This window comes from Natronocella acetinitrilica, from assembly GCF_024170285.1.
Taxonomy (GTDB): domain Bacteria; phylum Pseudomonadota; class Gammaproteobacteria; order Nitrococcales; family Aquisalimonadaceae; genus Natronocella; species Natronocella acetinitrilica.
In genome coordinates this window covers 347,116-365,827 of record NZ_JALJXV010000001.1, presented here as the reverse complement: position 1 = coordinate 365,827, position 18,712 = coordinate 347,116, and the positions used below count along the sequence as shown (strand labels likewise).

At 65.9% G+C, this 18,712-nt stretch carries 18 protein-coding genes and 1 riboswitch; of the genes, 12 read left to right on the top strand and 6 right to left on the bottom strand.

The window, feature by feature from the left end; genetic code table 11:
* Window positions 1-44 precede the first annotated feature (44 nt).
* Genes cobS through cobT form a run of 3 tightly spaced genes read right to left on the bottom strand, consistent with a single transcriptional unit; the run spans window position 45 to window position 2,447 of the window.
* Window positions 45-800: an adenosylcobinamide-GDP ribazoletransferase gene (gene cobS, locus J2T57_RS01785; protein WP_253473318.1), complete on the bottom strand. Its 756-nt coding sequence runs from the start codon at window positions 798-800 to the stop codon at window positions 45-47.
* Window positions 800-1,405 carry a histidine phosphatase family protein gene (locus J2T57_RS01780; RefSeq protein WP_253473316.1) on the bottom strand — a complete coding sequence of 202 codons (606 nt, stop codon included), beginning with the start codon at window positions 1,403-1,405 and terminating at the stop codon, window positions 800-802. The genes cobS and J2T57_RS01780 overlap by 1 nt, the downstream gene beginning before the upstream one ends.
* The gene (cobT, locus tag J2T57_RS01775) at window positions 1,392-2,447 is read right to left on the bottom strand and encodes a nicotinate-nucleotide--dimethylbenzimidazole phosphoribosyltransferase (protein ID WP_253473314.1); all 1,056 of its coding nucleotides are present in this window, start codon (window positions 2,445-2,447) and stop codon (window positions 1,392-1,394) included. The genes J2T57_RS01780 and cobT overlap by 14 nt, the downstream gene beginning before the upstream one ends.
* Window positions 2,448-2,625: 178 nt before the next feature.
* Here cobT and cbiB point away from each other — a divergent pair, with 178 nt between their 5' ends.
* From cbiB to J2T57_RS01730, 9 genes are all read left to right on the top strand, one after another.
* Window positions 2,626-3,561, top strand: coding sequence for an adenosylcobinamide-phosphate synthase CbiB (gene cbiB / locus J2T57_RS01770; protein WP_253473312.1), 936 nt, complete (start codon window positions 2,626-2,628; stop codon window positions 3,559-3,561).
* On the top strand, window positions 3,534-4,526 hold the full coding sequence (gene cobD, locus J2T57_RS01765) for a threonine-phosphate decarboxylase CobD (RefSeq protein WP_253473310.1): 993 nt from the start codon (window positions 3,534-3,536) through the stop codon (window positions 4,524-4,526). The genes cbiB and cobD overlap by 28 nt, the downstream gene beginning before the upstream one ends.
* Before the next feature lie 22 nt (window positions 4,527-4,548).
* A riboswitch (cobalamin riboswitch) is annotated at window positions 4,549-4,783 on the top strand.
* A 121-nt stretch (window positions 4,784-4,904) separates the two neighbouring features.
* Entirely contained in the window at window positions 4,905-6,683 is a 1,779-nt protein-coding gene (locus J2T57_RS01760; protein ID WP_253473308.1) for a TonB-dependent receptor domain-containing protein, read from the top strand.
* Window positions 6,683-7,579: a cobalamin-binding protein gene (locus tag J2T57_RS01755; protein ID WP_253473306.1), complete on the top strand. Its 897-nt coding sequence runs from the start codon at window positions 6,683-6,685 to the stop codon at window positions 7,577-7,579. The genes J2T57_RS01760 and J2T57_RS01755 overlap by 1 nt, the downstream gene beginning before the upstream one ends.
* A gap of 85 nt (window positions 7,580-7,664) precedes the next feature.
* Window positions 7,665-8,588, top strand: coding sequence for a FecCD family ABC transporter permease (locus tag J2T57_RS01750; RefSeq protein ID WP_436262677.1), 924 nt, complete (start codon window positions 7,665-7,667; stop codon window positions 8,586-8,588).
* Complete coding sequence (locus J2T57_RS01745) at window positions 8,588-9,367, top strand: ABC transporter ATP-binding protein (RefSeq protein WP_253473303.1); 780 nt, start codon at window positions 8,588-8,590, stop codon at window positions 9,365-9,367. The genes J2T57_RS01750 and J2T57_RS01745 overlap by 1 nt, the downstream gene beginning before the upstream one ends.
* Window positions 9,364-10,713, top strand: coding sequence for a cobyrinic acid a,c-diamide synthase CobB (locus J2T57_RS01740; protein ID WP_253473300.1), 1,350 nt, complete (start codon window positions 9,364-9,366; stop codon window positions 10,711-10,713). The genes J2T57_RS01745 and J2T57_RS01740 overlap by 4 nt, the downstream gene beginning before the upstream one ends.
* Window positions 10,706-11,314: a cob(I)yrinic acid a,c-diamide adenosyltransferase gene (cobO, locus tag J2T57_RS01735; protein WP_253473297.1), complete on the top strand. Its 609-nt coding sequence runs from the start codon at window positions 10,706-10,708 to the stop codon at window positions 11,312-11,314. The genes J2T57_RS01740 and cobO overlap by 8 nt, the downstream gene beginning before the upstream one ends.
* Before the next feature lie 13 nt (window positions 11,315-11,327).
* Entirely contained in the window at window positions 11,328-12,779 is a 1,452-nt protein-coding gene (locus J2T57_RS01730; protein ID WP_253473294.1) for a cobyric acid synthase, read from the top strand.
* Between the two features lie 405 nt (window positions 12,780-13,184).
* Here J2T57_RS01730 and J2T57_RS01725 read toward each other — a convergent pair whose 3' ends face one another.
* Window positions 13,185-14,504 (bottom strand): short-chain fatty acid transporter, encoded by a 1,320-nt coding sequence (locus J2T57_RS01725; RefSeq protein WP_253473291.1) that lies wholly within the window; start codon window positions 14,502-14,504, stop codon window positions 13,185-13,187.
* Between the two features lie 185 nt (window positions 14,505-14,689).
* Between J2T57_RS01725 and J2T57_RS01720 the strand changes: the two genes are divergently transcribed.
* From J2T57_RS01720 to J2T57_RS01710, 3 genes are all read left to right on the top strand, one after another.
* Window positions 14,690-14,917, top strand: coding sequence for a DUF6316 family protein (locus J2T57_RS01720; RefSeq protein ID WP_253473288.1), 228 nt, complete (start codon window positions 14,690-14,692; stop codon window positions 14,915-14,917).
* Between the two features lie 164 nt (window positions 14,918-15,081).
* Window positions 15,082-16,224, top strand: coding sequence for a flagellar motor protein MotA (locus tag J2T57_RS01715; protein WP_253473285.1), 1,143 nt, complete (start codon window positions 15,082-15,084; stop codon window positions 16,222-16,224).
* A 54-nt stretch (window positions 16,225-16,278) separates the two neighbouring features.
* Window positions 16,279-17,577, top strand: a complete 1,299-nt coding sequence (locus tag J2T57_RS01710; protein ID WP_253473282.1) for a peptidoglycan -binding protein — start codon at window positions 16,279-16,281, stop codon at window positions 17,575-17,577.
* On the opposite strand, the gene J2T57_RS01705 is transcribed toward J2T57_RS01710, so the two are convergent.
* Both J2T57_RS01705 and J2T57_RS01700 read right to left on the bottom strand, forming a co-directional pair.
* The gene (locus tag J2T57_RS01705) at window positions 17,574-18,164 is read right to left on the bottom strand and encodes an ATP-dependent zinc protease family protein (protein ID WP_253473279.1); all 591 of its coding nucleotides are present in this window, start codon (window positions 18,162-18,164) and stop codon (window positions 17,574-17,576) included. The genes J2T57_RS01710 and J2T57_RS01705 overlap by 4 nt on opposite strands.
* Window positions 18,161-18,673, bottom strand: a complete 513-nt coding sequence (locus J2T57_RS01700) for an alpha/beta hydrolase (RefSeq protein ID WP_253473276.1) — start codon at window positions 18,671-18,673, stop codon at window positions 18,161-18,163. Before J2T57_RS01700 ends, J2T57_RS01705 begins: the two co-directional genes overlap by 4 nt.
* Window positions 18,674-18,712 lie beyond the last annotated feature (39 nt).

Sequence of the window (18,712 nt, the reverse complement as noted above, 5' to 3'; positions counted from 1 at the left end):
GCCTGTACTCCCTCACACCATTCCGGTTGTCCGCAGACTATCGACTAGCCCATGCCCACAAACAAGGCGATGGCGAGCAGAGTGGTAGCCTCCACGACTTCGACGGTGGCACCGGCGGTGTCGCCGGTGAAGCCCCGGATCATGGCCTGCATCCAGCGATAGGCGAGGTAGAAGGTGAGCACCGCGATTGCTAGCCCCAGGAACCCGCCACGACCGCCGGGCAGTGACACCGCCACGGCCAGCGCAATGAGTGCGAACCAGGTGGGGCCGGGGCGCAGATGCTTGACGGCGTCAGCGGCCAGGCCGGTAGACCGGGCGTAATCGGCAAGCAGGAACAGCGCGGCACAGGCGCTGCGCCCCAACACCGGTGCCGCCAGCAACCACCAGAGGGATCGGGTCGACGCCAGCAGCGCGCTGAGCGCGGCTACCTTGAGCAGCAAGACCAGCACCAGGGCAATGATGCCGGCTGGTCCACAGGCCGGATCCTTCATGATGGCCAGCGCCCGGTCCGGATCGCCGTGGGCGCCGAGCCAGGCGTCGGCGCTGTCCGCCAGGCCGTCCAGATGCAGTGCACCGGTCACCGCGACCCACAGCACTACGATCATGACGGCGGCGAGTAGCGGCGGCGCATCCAGCCATTGCAGGGGCAGGGCCAGGGCGCAGAGCAGTAAGCCGATCAGCAGACCCACCAGGGGGTAGGCCATCACCGAGAGCCCCTGCTCTGCTGGCGTTGGCGCACGGGATAGCCGGACGGGCAGGCGGGTCAGCAGGGTCAGGGCAATGCCAAGGCCGCGGAGCATCAATCGAAGGCGCCATGGGCAGTGAGGCAGCGGAAATCGCTGCCTGGGCCGCGGTCGATACGCAGGCGGCTGCGGCAGGCGTAAGGGACCTGGAAGCTGCGCATCACGTCAGCCAGGGCGATGCTCAGACTGGCCGCCAGGGCGGCGCGAATGACGCCGGCGTGGCAGACCACCAGAATACGTTGTCCGCCGGCGCGCTCCAGCCAGTCCTCCAGCCCCTGTCCAACCCGCTGCAGGAGATGGGTCATGCTCTCGCCCCCCGGGGGTGGATTGTCCTCCGGCCGCTCCCAGAAGGCCCGCAACGCGGCCTGATCGGGGATGTCGTCCGGCGCAACCCCTTCCCAGTCACCGAAATCCAGTTCGCGAAAACGGCTGTCCACATGAAGCGGTGTGCCGTGTTCTTCGGCCAGCACTGTCGCGAAGGCATGACAGCGGCGCAGGTCCGAGGTGACGATGCAGTCCCAACGCCCGCTGCCTACCGCATCGCGGAGTTGCTGCCAGCCGAGTTCGGTGAGCGGGTCATCGCGATGGCCGCGAAAGCGCAGGCCGCCGGCAGGTTCGCCGTGGCGCAAGAGATCAAGCCAGGTGGTTTCATGGGCTGCCATGGTCCACTCCCGCATCACTGAAGCTTGCCATTTCATCGTGCAGGGCGCAGGCCATGCGCAACAGCGGCACCGCCACCGCAGCGCCGCTGCCTTCTCCTAGCCGCATCTCCAGGTTGAGCAGCGGTTCCGCCTCCAGCGACCCGAGAACGTGGCGGTGACCGGCTTCGGCGGAGCGATGGGCAAAGTGGAGCCAGGGCCGCAGATCCGGGGCAGCACGCACTGCGGCCAGTGCGGCGGTACTGGCAATGAAGCCGTCTACCAGTATGGCGATGCCGCGCTGTCCGCAGCCCAGCATCAGCCCAGCCAGGGCGGCTATCTCGAAACCGCCCAGGGACGCCAATGCATCCAGCGGTTCGCGGCCCTCGCCGTGGCGCTCCAGGGCCAGGCGCACGGCGGCGCGCTTTCGCGCCATGCCTGCATCGTCGACACCGGTGCCGCGGCCAACCAGATCCGTCGGCAGTGCACCGGTGAGAGCGCAGGCCAGGGCGGCGGCGGCCGTGGTATTGCCGATACCCATTTCGCCGCCAATCACCAGTTCTGCAGCGTTGTCCGCGGCGCTTTCGGCAGCCGCGTCACCAGCGGCCAGCGACCGGGCGAGCTGCTCGCGGGTCATGGCGGGCTCCCGGGCGATGTTGCCGGTGCCGGGTCCGACGCGCGCGTCCTGGACGCCCGGCAAAGCCGGCAGGGGTTCAATCGTGCCGACGTTGATCACCGACAGCGCCGCATCCAGATGTCGCGACAGCACGCTGATGGCGGCGCCGCCGCCGGCGAAGTTGGCCACCATCTGCCCGGTCACCGCCTGGGGAAAGGCAGAGACACCCTCGGCGCAGACGCCGTGGTCGGCGGCGAACAACACGCACTGCACCCGGTCGACCCGCGGTCGCTCACGGCGCTGCTGCATGGCCAGGGTCACTGCCAGCCGTTCCAGCCGGCCGAGGGAGCCGGGGGGTTTGGTCAGGCTGCGCTGGCGTTGCTCGGCGCGCAGCCCCATCTCACGGTCGAGAGTGGCCATCCGGGGAATGCTGATCAGGTGGTCGTTCATGCAGGTCCGTCCGCGGTGCCGGGGAGGTGCGATGGTCCGTGGCTGGCCAGTGTGCTGTCAAGCTGCGACTGCCGCGGGCTTGCGTGCCCGCGTGTTGGGGGATCCCGTGGTGGCTGTGGCATGATTGCCACCTTCCCGGGCCTCGCAACGGCCTGTCTGAACCCGACGCCGGACGGTCATGATCGCGTTTCTTGTTATCGCATTCGCACTGCTCACCGATCGCATTGCCGGCGAGCCCCGCCGTGGGCATCCACTGGTTCTGTTCGGCGGCCTGGCGGACTGGCTGCGTGCAGTCCTGACCAGACGCGGCCAGGGAGACTCCGTTCTGGCTGGTGGTGTCGCGGTGCTGCTGCTCCTGGCTGCGCCACTGGTCGTCCTGCTGTGGTGCTGGTGGCTGTTGCCTGCTGGCGTATGGCTGTTGCTGGAGGTGCTCGGTCTCTACCTGGCGATCGCCCTGCGCAGTCTGCAGGAGCATGCCAAGGCAGTGATGCGGCCCCTGGAAGCAGGGCAGCTCAACGAGGCCCGTCAGGCCCTGTCGATGATCGTCAGTCGTGATACCGCTGGCCTGGATGCCGAAGCGGTGGCAGCGGCGACAACGGAGTCGGTGCTCGAGAACGGCGCGGATGCCGTATTCGCCAGTCTGTTCTGGTATCTGCTGGCGGGACTACCGGGTGTGATCGTGCACCGCCTCGCCAACACACTGGATGCCATGTGGGGTTATCGCACGCCGGAGCTCAACCGTTTTGGCCGGGTGGCGGCGCGCCTGGATGACGTTCTGAACTACTTGCCAGCCCGGCTTACGGCCCTGACCTACATGCTGTGCGGCAACGCGCCGAATGCGCTGCGCTGCTGGCGGGAACAGGCCGAGGGCTGGGATAGCCCCAACGCAGGTCCGGTGATGGCGGCCGGCGCCGGTGCACTGGCCGTGCGCCTCGGTGGGCCGGCACCGTACCATGGCGCACCTCGCCATCGGCCCGCCCTGGGGCACGGCGGCGCAGCCAGCGCCGAGACCATCGGTGCGGCGATCCGGCTGGTACAACGTGGGGTATTGCTGTGGATGATGCTGATACTTGCAGGAGGCCTGGCGTGGAGCCTGATCACGGTGGCCGGCTGAATGCGGCTGCGGCACGGTGGGGTATCCCCGCCCATCAGTGGCTGGACTTGTCCACCGGGATCAATCCCTGGCCCTGGCCCGTCCCCCATGTGCCTGCCGCCGTCTGGCAGCGTCTTCCGGAGGACGATGACGGCCTGGAGGAGGCCGTCCGGTCCTGGTTGTCGTTGCCCGACGCAGCCGGGGTGCTCCCGGTGGCCGGCTCCCAGGCAGCCATTCAGCAGCTGCCCCGCTTGCGAGCCCCGGCCAATGTCATCGTCCCCGCCCCCGGCTATGCCGAGCATGGATACCGCTGGCGACAGGCGGGCCATCGGGTCAGGGCGGTTGCAAGCGACGCGTTGGACGCCGCCGTGGACCACGCCGACGTGGTGGTCTGGATTCAGCCCAACAATCCTGATGGGACGGTAATGCCTCCCGGCGTCCTGCTTGACTGGCACGCCCGGCTGGCCCGCCGCCAGGGCTGGCTGGTGGTGGACGAGGCATTCGTCGATGCCGTGCCCGGGCAGAGTATCGTTTCGGCGGTGGGCGCTCCGGGCCTTGTCGTCATGCGCTCCTTGGGCAAGTTCTTTGGTCTTGCCGGTGCCCGGGGGGGCCTGGTACTGGGCCCGCAGCAACTGTGTGAACGGCTTGATGCTGCGCTGGGCCCATGGGCGTTGTCCGGTCCTGCCCGGTGGGTGATGTGCCGGGCGATCGCGGATCACGACTGGCAGCGCGCCAACCGGGATCGCCTGCAGCGGGCAAGTGACCGGCTCGCAGCGCTGCTGCGGGGCACCGCTCTGTCGCCAACCGGCGGTACCGCGCTTTTCAGTTACTGCCTCCATCCCCGGGCTGAACTGATTCGCGACGGTCTTGCCCGCCAGGGCATCCTGGTGCGGCTGTTCGACCAGCCGTCTGCCCTGCGTATCGGTTTGCCGCCGGATGCCGCCTCGGAGCAGCGTTTGCGCCGCGCCCTCGCCACTGTTGTTTGACGCCTTCATGAGCGGCCTGCTAACTTCCAGCCCTGATACACGGTGCTCCTGGGTGTGTCTGCGCCCAGAGTTAAACGGGAAGTCCGGTGTAGTCGCCAGCCTTGCTGGCCACTGATTCCGACGCTGCCCCCGCAACGGTGATTGAGTCAACGGCGACCACGACGCCACTGTGCTCCGGCATGGGAAGGCGGTCGGCCGAGGGATGCTCCGGCTCCCTGCTCATCAGCCCGTAGACCGGCCTGTATCGATAACCGAATGCTGCGGTGGGCGGCGTCGGAACGGTACGCTGCCCGCGATCGCTCCCGACTCAGCTCTCCCCCCGGCATTGATTAAAACGATACAAGGCCGTGCGGGTAGGCTCGGTCGGAGGGCATTATCATGAAACGTTTTCTGCCGACGGCCTGCGCCGTTGTCTGCCTGTGTCCCTTTGTTGCCGCTGCGGATACCCTGACCCTGAGTCTCAACCCCATTGTCGTAACCCCCGGACGGTCTGTTCAGACCGTGGAAGAGAGCCTGTCTTCCGTCACCGTGATTGACCGGGAGACCCTGGATCGCCAGCAGCCCCGCGAGTTTGTCGATATCCTGCAGGGCCAGCCCGGAATCGGTGTCGTCACCAATGGTGCATTTGGCAAGAACACCACGGTGTTTACCCGTGGCGCGGGAAGTGAGTCCACGGTGCTGCTGATCAACGGTATCCGTATCCGCTCCGCCACCGCTGGTGGGGCACCATGGCAGTTCATCCCGCCGCAGTTGCTGGATCGCGTCGAAGTGGTGCGTGGCCCGCGCAGCAGTATCTACGGGGCCGACGCCGTGGGTGGCGTCATCCAGGGTTTCACTGCCGAGGGCGAGGGTGCGCCCCGCGGATGGGTTCAGGGCGGATTCGGCTCCAACAGCAGCCGTGAGATCGGCGCTGGTACCTCGGGGCGTGTCGGTGACACCAGTTTCAGCGTGGCTGGCAATCGCTTTGATACCGATGGCATCGATATCCGTGAAGGCGAGGAGCGCAAGGGTTATGACAATACAGCCGGCATCGGCAGTCTGCGCCAGCACTTCGACAACGGTGCCAGCGTCGGTGTAACGGGTTTTCGGGCCCAGGGCAACACGGAGTTCGATACGGGCGATACGGATTATGTGATTCAGACCATCGGCCTCTCCGGCGAGTTGCCGGTGGGTGACAACTGGATCACCGAGTTCAGCCTTAGCGAGGGCCAGGATCGCAGTCTCACCGATGGCACCTCCCGTTTCGACACGCGATCGCGAACGGTGCGTATCGCAAACCGGGTCTTCCTGGGGCCGCATGAATTGGTTGTGGGCGCTGACCAGTTGCGTGACGAGATTACCAGCGATACGGCTTACGCTGAGGACAGTCGCGACAACAGGGGGTTTTTCAGCCAGCTTTTCCTGCGTTCCGGTCCATCGGACATGCAGTTGAGCGCCCGCTGGGATGATAACGAAGCCTTTGGTGACCGGCTGACCGGCGCGGCCGCCGTGGGTCATGCGCTGGATGGCAACCACCGTGTCCGGCTCAGCTACGGCACGGCCTTCCGGGCACCGACCTTCAACGATCTCTACTTTCCCGGATTTGGCAATCCTGATCTCTCGCCGGAACGTTCCCAGACTGCAGAGCTGGGTATGCGCGGCCAGTACCAGACTGTCTACTGGGATGTGGCGGCCTTCCAGACATACGTCGACGATCTGATCGGGTTCGACGTGGACCTTGGTGCCCCCGGCAATGTCGAACGTGCTCGTATCCACGGTGTCGAACTCGAGGCGGGCATGACGACCGAGCGCTGGGACCTGCGCGCCACTGGTACTCTGCAGGATCCACGCAATCGTGATACTGGCGCGCGTCTGACCCGCCGCACGACGCAGTCGGCGCGGCTGGATCTGGACCGGCGTTTCGGCCAGTTCTCCCTGGGTGCCTCGGGTGTCGCCGTGGGCGACCGCTACAACGATGCCGCCAACAACGATCGTCTGTCCGGCTTTGGCCTGGTCAACCTGCGGGCTGGTTGGGCGTTTGCAGAGAACTGGTCGGCCCGTATCACCGTGGACAACATGTTCGACCGGGAGTACGTGGTATCGCGGTTCTTCGATGGCACGCCCTACAACCAGACGGGGCGGACGGCCTTCCTCAGCGTTCGCTACGGACACCGCTGATGGCGCTGTCGCTCCCCCATCGTCTGCTCCTGATCGCCGCCGGTCTGTGCTTCACGGCCGGCGGAGTGGGCGCGGAGCCGCGTTGCGTGGAGGATGACGGCGGGCGCAGCGTGTGTCTGGACGGGCCCGCAGAGCGCATCATCGCCCTGTCGCCGGGGGTGACCGAATTGCTGTTTGCCGCCGGCGCCGGGGATCGGATCCGCGGCGCCGTGCGCTACAGCGATTACCCGGAGGCCGCCAACGACATCCCCCGGGTGGGCAGCCACACCCGGGTGGACATGGAGCGCCTGCTGGCCATGCAGCCGGATCTGGTGGTGGCCTGGACCAGCGGCAACCCCGAAGAGCAGTTGGAGCAACTGGAAGCGCTGGGTCTCCCGGTCTACTACAGTGAACCGCGACGGTTCGCCGATGTGTCCTCCACGCTGCGTCGCCTCGGTCGGCTGGCCGGTACCGAGTCGGTGGCCAACGCCGCAGCCGATGCGTTCCAGGGGACCATCGCCGAGCTAAAGCGACGCTATGCCGATGCCGAACCGGTGCGGCTGTTCTACCAGATCTGGGATGATCCCATCATGACGGTGAACGACACGCATCTGATCAGCGAGGGTGTGCAGCTCTGTGGTGGGGTGAACGTCTTCGGCGATATCGACCGTCTGGTGCCGCGCCTTGATCGGGAGTCGGTGCTGGCGGCACAGCCCGAGGCGATCGTCGCTGGCGGCATGGGCGAGGAGGACACGACCTGGCTCGAGGGTTGGGAGCGCTTCACCGAGGTGCCGGCGGTGCGTCGCGGTAACCTCTTCTTTGTGCCGCCCTCCAGCATCCAGCGACCGACCCCCCGGGTTGCCGAGGGTGTTGCCCTGCTCTGCGAGCATCTGGAGACGGCACGTGGCCGGCGTTGAACACGAAGCCGCCGCCGCCCCTGGCCCCGGTGTCAGTCTGATGCCCCGGCTCATCAAGACCCTGGGTGGGCTGGCGGCTCTGGCTATGGCTGCCATGGTCCTGGCCGTCGCAGTGGGCAGCGTGGCCATTCCGGTCTCCGGGCTGCTGGGGGTGATCAGTGGCGATGCCGACGCTCTGCACCGCACCCTGGTGCTGGAGTTGCGCGTGCCCCGGGTCCTGGCGGCGTTCGCCACTGGCGGCCTGCTCGCGGTGGCCGGAGCGCTGATGCAGGTGCTGCTGCGCAATCCCCTGGCGGATCCCTACGTGCTCGGTCTCTCAGGCGGTGCGGCGGTGGGTGCCCTGGGCGCCATGCTGCTGGGTCTGGGCACGGTGGTAGTGTCTGGGTCGGCCTTTGCCGGTGCCCTGCTGTCCACGGTGCTGGTGTTCGGCCTGGCCCACGGCACCGGCTCATGGACGCCCACCCGGCTGCTGCTGACCGGCGTGGTGGTGGCGGCCGGCTGGGGCGCGGTGATCACCTTCATGCTGGTCATCGGCCCCACCGAGCGGATTCCCGGCATGCTCTACTGGCTGATGGGTGATCTGGCCTATGCCCGTTCTCCCTGGCCTGCCGTGGTGGTGCTGGCGCTGGCCTGTGCGCTCATCGTGCCCCTGGGGCGCAGCCTCAATGTGCTTGCCCGGGGCCCGCTGCAGGCGGCAACCCTGGGTGTGGCGGTGCGGCCGCTGGAGTGGTCGGTCTATGTGGCGGCCAGCCTGCTTACCGCAACAGCCGTGACCACCGCCGGCACCATTGGCTTCATCGGGTTGATCGTGCCGCACATGCTGCGGCTCGTGTTCGGCAGCGATCAGCGCATCATCCTCCCGGCGTCTGCGCTTGCTGGCGGCACCTTGCTGGTCCTGGCGGATACCCTGGCCCGTACCCTGATCGCGCCGGAGCAATTGCCCGTGGGCGTGATCACCGCCATGCTCGGTGTGCCCACCTTCCTCTACCTGCTGTACCGGAGCCGCTGATGACGGAACTGGCTACCAGCGGACTGATCATCGATATTCCCGACCGCGCCGACAGCGTGCCGCTGAACCTGCAGATCCGTGGCGGCGAGGTCTGGGGTGTGCTCGGCCCCAACGGTGCCGGCAAGACCACGCTGCTGCACACCCTCGCCGGCCTGCGGCCGCCCCGGGCGGGCCGTGTGCTGCTGGATGGGGAGCCACTGGCCAGTCTGCGGCGGCGCAGCATCGCCCGGCGCCTTGCAGTGGTGTTTCAGGAGCGCCAGGACGGCTTTCCCGCCACGGTGCTCGAGACGGCGATGATCGGGCGACATCCCTACCTGGCGCCCTGGGACGTGGAAACCGCAGAGGATGTGACACTGGCCCGGGAGGCACTGGCCCGCCTTGACCTCGCAGGGCTGGAAAACCGCACCGTGGCGACCCTCTCCGGGGGGGAGCGACAGCGGCTGGCCCTGGCCACGGCACTGACCCAGACCCCGGCAATCTGGCTGGCGGACGAACCCACCAACCATCTGGACCTGCACCACCAGGTGTCGGTGATGCGGCTGCTGGCGGATCAGGCGGCAGCTGGGCGGGCGGTACTCATGTGTCTGCACGACATCAACCTGGCGGCGCGCTGGTGCGATCGCCTGCTGCTGCTTTACCCCAGTGGCGAGGCTTGCTGGGGTGACGCTGCCCGCATGTTGGTGCCAAGTGCGCTGGAACGGCTCTACAGCCAGCCGTTGCGCACGGTGGAACTGGACGGGGCACCGGTGTTCGTGCCCGCCGAAACGAGGAACCCATGAGCAATCACGATTCGCAACGGACCTACAAGGGAACCGCCGCCGCGGCGCTGATCAGTGCGCCGGGGTCTGGGCAGGGCAAGTCCATGATCACGGCAGCCCTGGCACGGCTGCATCGCAACGCCGGCAGGCGCGTGCGGGTCTTCAAGTTCGGCCCCGACTATCTCGACCCCATGGTGCTGGAGCTGGCCTCTGGCGCACCGGTCTACCAGATTCATCCCTGGATGACCGGCGAGGCCGAGTGCCGCTGGCGTCTGGCCCAGGCGGCGGAAGACGCAGATCTGGTCCTGGTAGAGGGCTCCATGGGGCTCTTCGATGGCGATCCAGCCAGTGCCGACATCGCGGTGATGGCGGGCCTGCCGGCGATACCGGTGATCGATGCCTGGGGCATGGCCCAGACCTTCGGCGCCGTGGCCCTGGGGCTGGCCACCTATCGCGACGACCTTCGCGTCACCGAGGTCATTGCCAATCGCGTGGGCAGCGCCCGTCATGGCGCCCTGCTCGCCGAGAGCATGCCTGCGGGCATGCACCTGCTGGGCGCGGTGCCCCGCAGCCCGGCCCTGGATATCCCCGACCGCCATCTGGGGCTGGTGCAGGCAGAGGAAATCACCGACCTGGACGAAAAGCTGGATGCGGCAGCGGCGGTGCTGGCTGAAGCAGGTCTTGATGCCCTTCCGCGCCAGGTGAGCCTGGAAGCGGCTGCGCCTGCGCCCCCATCCCGGCTGCTGGCGGGGATGCGCATTGCCGTGGCCAGGGATCGGGCCTTCGCCTTCATCTATCGGGCCAACATGGACCTGCTGCAGGCCATGGGGGCGGAACTGCAAGAGTTTTCGCCGCTGCGGGATAGCGTTCTGCCCGAGGCCGATGCGGTGTGGCTGCCGGGTGGCTACCCGGAGCTTCATGCCGAAGTCTTTGCCGGGAACACGGCCATGGCTGCGGCGCTGCGGGCGCATCACCGGGCGGGTAAACCCATGCTGGCGGAATGCGGTGGCCTGATGGCCTGCATGGAGTCCCTGGTGGACGGTGACGGCGGGGAGCATGCGATGCTCGGCCTGCTGCCGGGGCAGGCCATCATGGCGGGGCGATTGATGGGGCTCGGCATCCAGTCCCTTGAGACCCGATACGGACAGCTGCGCGGCCATACCTTCCATCACTCCCGGTTGGAGACCAGCGAGCCGGTGGTGGCCCGTACCCGCCGCAGCCGCGGTGATTCCGAGGCCGAACCCGTGTATTGCCGCTACGGCCTTTTCGCCAGCTACTACCACTTGTACTTCCCCTCCTGCCCCGAGGCAGTGGCAGCAATCTTCAAGGGGGAAGCAGTCATCGAAGGAGAGCAAGCTCATGCGTGAGAACGCCAAGGACCCGGAACGCCACGCCAGGCGCATGGCGAAAAAGCAGGCTGTCATGCAGCAGCGCATCAAGTCCGCCGATCAGGATCAGGGGGTACTGCTGGTGCTCACCGGCCCCGGCAAGGGCAAGAGCAGCTCTGGCTTCGGCATGGTGGCCCGCTCCCTTGGGCACGGCTGCAAGGTGGGCGTGGTGCAGTTCATCAAGGGCAAGTTCAGCACCGGCGAGGACCGGTTTTTCCGCAATTTGCCCGATGTCGACTACCACGTCATGGGCGAGGGCTACACTTGGGATACTCAGGATCGCGAACGCGACGTGTCCGCCGCCGAAGCGGCCTGGGCCCAGGCTCGGCGCATGCTGCAGGACGACAGCTACCACCTGGTGCTGCTGGACGAACTCAACATCGCGCTGAAGTACGAGTACCTGGATCTGGACCGGGTGCTGGACGACCTGGCGGCGAGACCGGCCATGCAGCACGCCGTCGTCACTGGCCGCAACGCACCGAAGGAACTCATCGAGCTGGCGGATACCGTCACCGAGATGCAGGTGGTCAAGCACGCCTTCAAGGCAGGCATCCGGGCCCAGAAGGGCGTCGAGTTGTGACACGCGCCACGCCATGACCACGCTCATGGTCCAGGGCACGACCTCCGACGCCGGCAAGAGCACGGTGGTGGCCGCGCTGTGCCGCTGGCTGGCCCGTCGCGGTGTCAACGTGGCCCCATTCAAGCCCCAGAACATGGCCCTCAATAGTGCCGTCACCGAAGACGGCGGCGAGATCGGCCGTTCCACGGCACTGCAGGCCCTGGCCTGCGGGCTACCGGCCCACAGCGACATGAATCCGGTGCTGCTCAAGCCCCAGACCGACCGTGGCGCCCAGGTGATTCTGCGGGGCCGGGTCATCGGCAATATGGAAGCCTTGGACTACCACGCCTACAAGGCCGAGGCCCGGGCCAGTGTCCTGGCTGCCTGGAAGGCGCTGTCGGCACGGCACGACGTGATCATCGCCGAGGGGGCTGGCAGCCCGGCGGAGATCAATCTGCGGGCCAACGATATCGCCAACATGGGCTTTGCCGAGGCGGTGGACTGCCCGGTGCTGCTGGTGGGGGACATCGACCGGGGCGGCGTGTTCGCCCAACTCTGCGGCACGCTGGACATCATCGAGCCCAACGAGTCCGCTCGCATCCGCGGGTTTGTCATCAACCGCTTTCGCGGCGATCCGGCATTGCTGGAATCCGGCCTGGTCTGGCTGGAGGAACGCACAAAACGGCCGGTGTTCGGGGTGCTGCCGTTTCTGCAGGGCCTGATCCTTGATGCCGAGGACAGCGTCGGTCTCACCAATCGCAAGGCAGGCGATCGGGCTCTGCGGGTGGTGGTGCCGGCGTTACCGAGGATGAGCAACCACAACGACTTCGACCCGCTGCGCTTGCACCCGGGGGTGGATCTGCAATTCGTCGGGCCGGATCGCCCCATTCCACCGGCGGATCTCGTTATCCTGCCTGGCAGCAAGAGCACCCGCAGCGATCTGGCATGGTTGCGTGTCCAGGGCTGGGAGCCTGTGCTGCAGCGCCATCTGCGCTATGGCGGTCGGGTGCTGGGCATCTGTGGTGGTTTCCAGATGTTGGGCCGGGCCGTTCATGATCCTGATGGTCTGGAGGGTCCGGCGGGGAGCAGTGAAGGTTTTGGCCTGCTGGATCTGGAAACCCGCTTGATCCCCGGAAAGCAGCTGCTCAACGTCAGCGGCGAGCTGCTGCCGGACCGGGCGCCGCTTACCGGCTACGAGATCCACAACGGCGTGACCAGCGGCTCCGCCCTGGAGCGGCCATTGCTGTCCCTGGCCGGCCGTCCGGATGGCGCCGTGAGCGATGATGACCAGGTGCTGGGCTGCTATCTCCACGGCCTGTTCGATCAGGCGGAAGCGTGCGAGGCGCTTTTGCGCCGGGTCGGGCTTGAGGGCGAGGCCGGTGCCGTGGATTACCAGACCCACCGGCAGGCGGAACTGGATCGCCTGGCAGACGCCGTCGAGGAGCATCTGGACACCGATGCCTTGCTGCGGGTGCTGAGGCTATGAAGCTGCCTCCTTCGTGGAAGTCACAAGTCGAAGGTCGTTGTGGTGCGTTACGCGCTCCGCGCTAACAGCACCCTACATCAGGCCGTGCCCGATCGAAGCCCCTCGTAGGGTGCGTTAGGCCAAAGGCCGTAACGCACCACAACGGCGTTGGCCGATGGCACCCCTAACCAATGGCACAAACGGAGTGCGGGTGCGCCGCTCAGGGACCGTCAGCGACAGGGATGTCGCTGTCGAGCCCCCATGGATGGGTTTACGGCGTGTCCCTGAGCGGCGTGACCGTGCTCCGTTCCCCGAAGAATTCCCAGGGCATGCCAGCGCGCAGCGCGTAACGCACCACAAGGCCCCGAAACGAAAACCGCCGCCGACGCTTTGGCGACCGGCGGCGGTTCGGGGATCACCCCTCCGTCAGGGGAAGAACGTCAGTCCCAGCCCCATGACCACGCCGGAAATCACCAGCACGATCAGGCAGTAGCCCATGATGTCCTTCGCCTTCAAGCCGGCGATGGCCAGGGCCGGCAGGGCCCAGAAGGGCTGCAGCATGTTGGTCCAGGCGTCGCCCCATGCCACGGCCATGGCCGTGCGTGCGGCATCCACGCCGAGCTGGGCGCCGGCATCCAGCATGATCGGTGCCTGCACCGCCCACTGGCCGCCACCCGAAGGCACGAAGATGTTGACGATGCCTGCGCTCAGGAAGGCAAACAGCGGGAACGTGGTCGGGTTGGAGATGGCCACGAAGGCATTGGACATGCTCTGCGCCAGTCCCGACTCGATCATCATCGCCATGATCCCCGCATAGAACGGGAACTGGATGACGATGCCCCCGGCGCCCTTGATCGCTTCCTGCATGGTAGCCAGGAACTGGGAAGGCCGACCGTGCAGAATGATGCCGAAGATCAGGAAGGCGAAGTTGACGATGTTCAGGTTCAGCGAACCGCTGTTGACGATGAAGTAGTAGGCCAGGAACACCAGGCCCATGACGCCGATGGCCTGGGCCAGGATGATGCTGTTCTCCAGCTTGTCCGCCGGGCGTTCGTTCTTGATCTCCGGTGTCTTTTCCTCTTCCGCCAGTTTTTCCGGATCGACGCTGTAGGTCTTGGACTCCGGGGGCATCATCAGCCGGTTCACCACCGGGATAATGATGAACATGCACAGCACCAGCAGCAGGTTGAAGCTGGAGAAGATGGTCTCGGAGGTGGGAATGATCCCGATCTGATCCTGGGCGAAATGACCCTCGGTGGCGATGAGCAGGCCGATGGAGCTGGCCAGACCGCCGTGCCAGACCAGGAAGCCCGTATACGCACTGGCAATGAGGAGCCGATAATCAACGCCCCGCACAACCTGCGCAAGCTGGCGCGCGAACAGGGCACCGATCACCAGGCCGAAGCCCCAGTTGATCCAGGCCGCGGCCATGGACACCACGGTGACCAGGATAATGGCCTGTCCCGGCGACTTTGCGAGGCGGGCAAGCGCCTGCAGAATTCGCTTGAACAAGGGGCTGCTCGCCAATACGAAACCGGTGACCAGCACCAGGACCATCTGCATGCCGAACTGCAGCAGGCCCCAGAAACCGTTGCCCCAGTGCTCCACCATGGCCACCGGGCTTTGCTGCTCGAAGACCATGCCGGCGGCGAAGACCACCAGCGTGAGCAGGAGAACGAAGATGTAGGGGTCGGGCAAATATCGCTCGACCAGGCGTACGGAAGCGTCCGTGATGCTTCTAAACATGCGGCTGACTCCCCAATCGTCTGTGGATTTGTTGTATCGTCTATGGTTGAGCGGTCCGCCTTCAAAAATGAGAGCGGTACCGAGTGAGGGGCGCAGCATCCTGGCCGGTGCCCGCTGCACCCGCACTCTACTGTAGACGGCCGTGCTTGAAAAACCGGCGGCCGATCTTGCGGGAGTACCGGGTCATGGAGTCCACGCAAAACGGTAATCGCAGCCGCTTCACCTCTGGACGTTTTTTCCGGGTGGGAGTCGGTATGGGCCTGGCTAGCGGTTGGTATGTGGAGACACGCGAGGGTGTTCGCGGCCCCTTCGCCAGCCGTGAGGATGCCGAAGCAGAGTTGCAGTGGGTGATTCAGAGTCATCCGCGCAAGCGCGTCAGCAACTGGCACGATAGCCACGGGCTGCGCGGCTAGAAGGCGATGAAAAGGGTACCAGGGGGGTCGTCCTGCGGGCGGCGAAATGAAAACGAACGGGTGGGTGGCTTGACCGGAGATCCCAGCGATTGGGTGGCTCGCACCGGTCTTCGATTCGGCCCGTTGGCAGTCTATCGGGCCGGTTGACGGTCAGGGAGGTAGCGTTGCGACGACCAACCAAGGTGCTGGTCTGGATCGGGTTGTTCCTTGCGGCTGTGATGGGTGTGGCGGTACTCCTGGCGGAGCCGTTGCAGGAAGCCTTCATGGCCAACCCGATTTTCAACGGCATGATTCTCACCGTGTTGGTTGTCGGCATCATCATCAACCTGCGCCAGGTGGTGATGCTCGGCCCCGACGCCGCCTGGATCCGTGCCTACAAGGCGAGCCGCGTTACCCAGGTGCCGCCCAAGCGCGGCGTGCTCGGTTCACTGGTGACGCTGCTGACCGAACGGGCGGATGATCAACGCCTGCGCTTTTCACCGGTTAGTAGCCGGGCCCTGCTGGACAGCGTGCGCTCCAGGCTCGAGGAGTCCCGTGACCTTACCCGCTACTTCATCGGCCTGCTGATCTTCCTGGGTCTGCTCGGCACCTTCTGGGGGCTGCTGGATACCCTGCGCGCTATCGGGGAGGTCATTCGCGACATGCGCATCACCGGCACCGACGCAACCGGGGTTTTCGATGAACTGCGCGCCGGTCTCGAGGCACCGCTCTCGGGCATGGGCACCGCCTTCAGCTCTTCCCTGTTCGGCCTCTCCGGTGCGCTGGTACTCGGCTTCGTCGATCTGCAGGCAGGTCACGCGCAGAATCGCTTTTACAACGATCTGGAAGAGTGGCTGTCCACGGTCACCCAGTACGGCAGTGGCGGCATTGGCGGCAGTGACGGTGATACCACGATTCCTGCCTACATACAGGCACTGCTGGAGCAGACCGCCGACAGCCTGGACCGCCTGCAGCGGGCCATGGCGCGGGGCGAGGAAGAGCGCCGCTCCGCCGACCGCAATATCATGGCACTGACCGAGCAGGTGGCGAGTCTGGCCGAGCACACCCGCTCAGAGCAGAAGGCCATCCTCAACATGGTCCGGGGCAGCACAGACCTGCAGCCCGTGTTGAGCCGCCTTGCCGAGAGTCTCGACCGTCGTGGCGCAGATCAGGGAGAGATGGTGGATGTGCTCAACCGGCTCGAGCAGGAGACCTCGCGCATGGTCCAGACCATGCAGAACGAGCGTGGTGACATGGCCGAACGCCTGGCGGAAGAAGTGCGCCTGCTCACGCGAACCATCGCCCGCCAACGAGATGACGACCGCTAGTGGCATGGCGATGCGACAATACAGCGACGGATCACCGCGACCCCGGGGATAGGCATGTTTGGTAACGGTCGCCGCAGCCGCCACGCCATCGATATCTGGCCTGGATACGTGGATGCCCTGTCCACGCTGCTCCTGCTGTTCGTCTTTGTGCTCACCCTGTTCATGCTTGCCCAGACGGTGCTGAGCGACGTGCTCACCGGTCGTGAGCGCGCCCTGGCCAGGCTGGAGGCCAGGCTCTCGGAACTCGGTGAGTTGCTGTCCATGGAGCAGCGCCAGCGTGAGGAGCTGGAAGCGCAGCTCGGCGTGACTATCGATGAACGCGATTCACTGCGCACACAGCTCTCCGACACGCTCACCGAGTCCGAACGGTTGCAGCAGGAACTCGCTACCGCCGGCGAGATGATGGAAGAGGACCAGGAAACCATCCGTGTGCAGCAGTTGCAGATGGCCAGTTTGCAGCAGGACATTGTGGCGCTGCGAGAGCTTCGCGAGCAGCTGGAAGCCGACGTGGGGCGCCTGGCCAGCGAACTGGAGGACCGTGACGAACGACTGGCTGCGGCGCGGGATCGCTCGCTGGCACTGGAGGCCGAGCTGGCCGACGCCGAAGAGACCACCCAGCTTGCCCAGCGGCAAATCGAGGAACGCGAGGTGCGTGTCCGCGACCTGCAGGTGCTGCTGGATGAGCAGCGCCGGGCCCTGGAAGAAGAGCAGGAATTGAGCGCGGCGGCCCAGTCGCTGATCGAGCGGCTAACCCGGGAAGCTGCTGCCTTGCGGGAGCAGCTGCGACGGGTGGCCGGTGCCCTGCAGTTGTCCGAGGAGCGGATTGCCGAGCAGGATATGGAACTCGATGAACTCGGCCGACAGTTGAACCTGCTGCTGGTGGAGCAGGTCCAGGAATTGAGCCGCTACCGCTCGGAGTTCTTCGGCCGACTGCGCGAATTGCTGGGTGAACGGGAAGATATCCGCATTGTCGGCGATCGCTTCCTGTTCCAGTCAGAGTTGTTTTTCGAATCAGGCTCGGCGGAGCTGGGTCAGGCTGGCCGGGGACAGCTTGATCAGGTGGCCGAGACCTTGCTGGAAATCTCCGAGGGTATCCCGGATGACTTGCCCTGGGTGATGCAGGTGGAGGGCCACACCGACCGGCGCCCCATCAGTACCGCGGAATTTCCCTCGAACTGGCAGCTTTCCACGGCGCGGGCCCAGTCCATCGTCGATTATCTGATCGAGCAGGGCGTGCCACCGCAACGGCTGGGTGCGACGGGTTTCGCCGAATACCATCCCGTGGACGAAGGCGAAACCGCGGAGGCACTGCGCCGTAACCGGCGCATCGAACTGCGCCTGACATCGCGTTAGTCATCCCCATTGGTGGTGCAGTTGGGGTCGCGGGTGTATTCCCGCTGCGAACTCACCACCGCTGTGTCTGCGAGGAAGCTCCGGCCGACAAGCACGGGGTACGTCAACTCCCCTCGGTCAGTCAGCGTGAAATCGGTTTCGGCAAAGCGGTCGCCTACACAAAGCCCCAGGCGAATCACGTATCGGGTTTCATCCCCCGACGCCTGGATGATGGTGATCTCCTCGACCACCGGGCGTTCGAACCCGTGACTGCTGTCATCCTCGCTGGCGCGAAAGCGAAACCGCACCCACGTGTCGCCGCTATGATCGAAGGTCTCGATGTCCTCGGCGTGCAGCGAACTCCGGGAAGCGCCGGTGTCGATGCGGGCATCGGCGCGAATGCTGCCGGGTTCCAGTTGTACCGTCTCGATATAGCCGAACAGCGTCTTGTTGGCGAAGACAGCCTCCAGGTCAGGGGCCTCGTCTTCAGCTTCGGCCTCTTCGGTGTCGTCGTCTGCTGTTTCGTCCGCGTCCTCGTCCGTTTCTGCAGGTGCCACGGTTGCCATCAGCAGCAGCAAAGCGAAGAGCGATGCCGTCCCGACCTTCATGATGACGTCTCCAGTTCCTGAAGAAAGCCATTGAACAAGCGCTCAAGTGCCGGGATCTGCTGATTGAGCGTATGTCCGTCCGGTAACAGGGTCAGTCGGGCACCGTGCCGGTGCGACCAGGCAATCGCCTTGTGGTAGGGGATCAGCTCGTCGCCCCAGCCATGAATCACTTCCACCAGCCCGGCGTGGGGCGTTGTATCCGCCTCATAGCCCGGGATCCCGAAGGCGGGGGCCATGAGCCAGAGTCCCGCCGGCTTCAGGCTGGCGCTCGCCACCGCAGAGACGTAGCCACCCATGCTGGAACCGACCAGGACCAGCGGCCCACTGCCGCCGGGATCCAGGCTCAGCAAGTGGGCGACGCGTTCGTCCGGATCGTGGGAGAACTGGTAATCGGGGCTTTCCACCTGCCAGCCGCGATCCCGCGCAACCGCTGCAAGAGCGGTGATCTTGCGGCCCCATGGGCCGCTTTCCTTGCCATGCGCGAAGTAGATGGTACCGGTCATGGGCATGCGGTATCGCCTCCAGCGTGTATCAAAGGTTAGCGGATT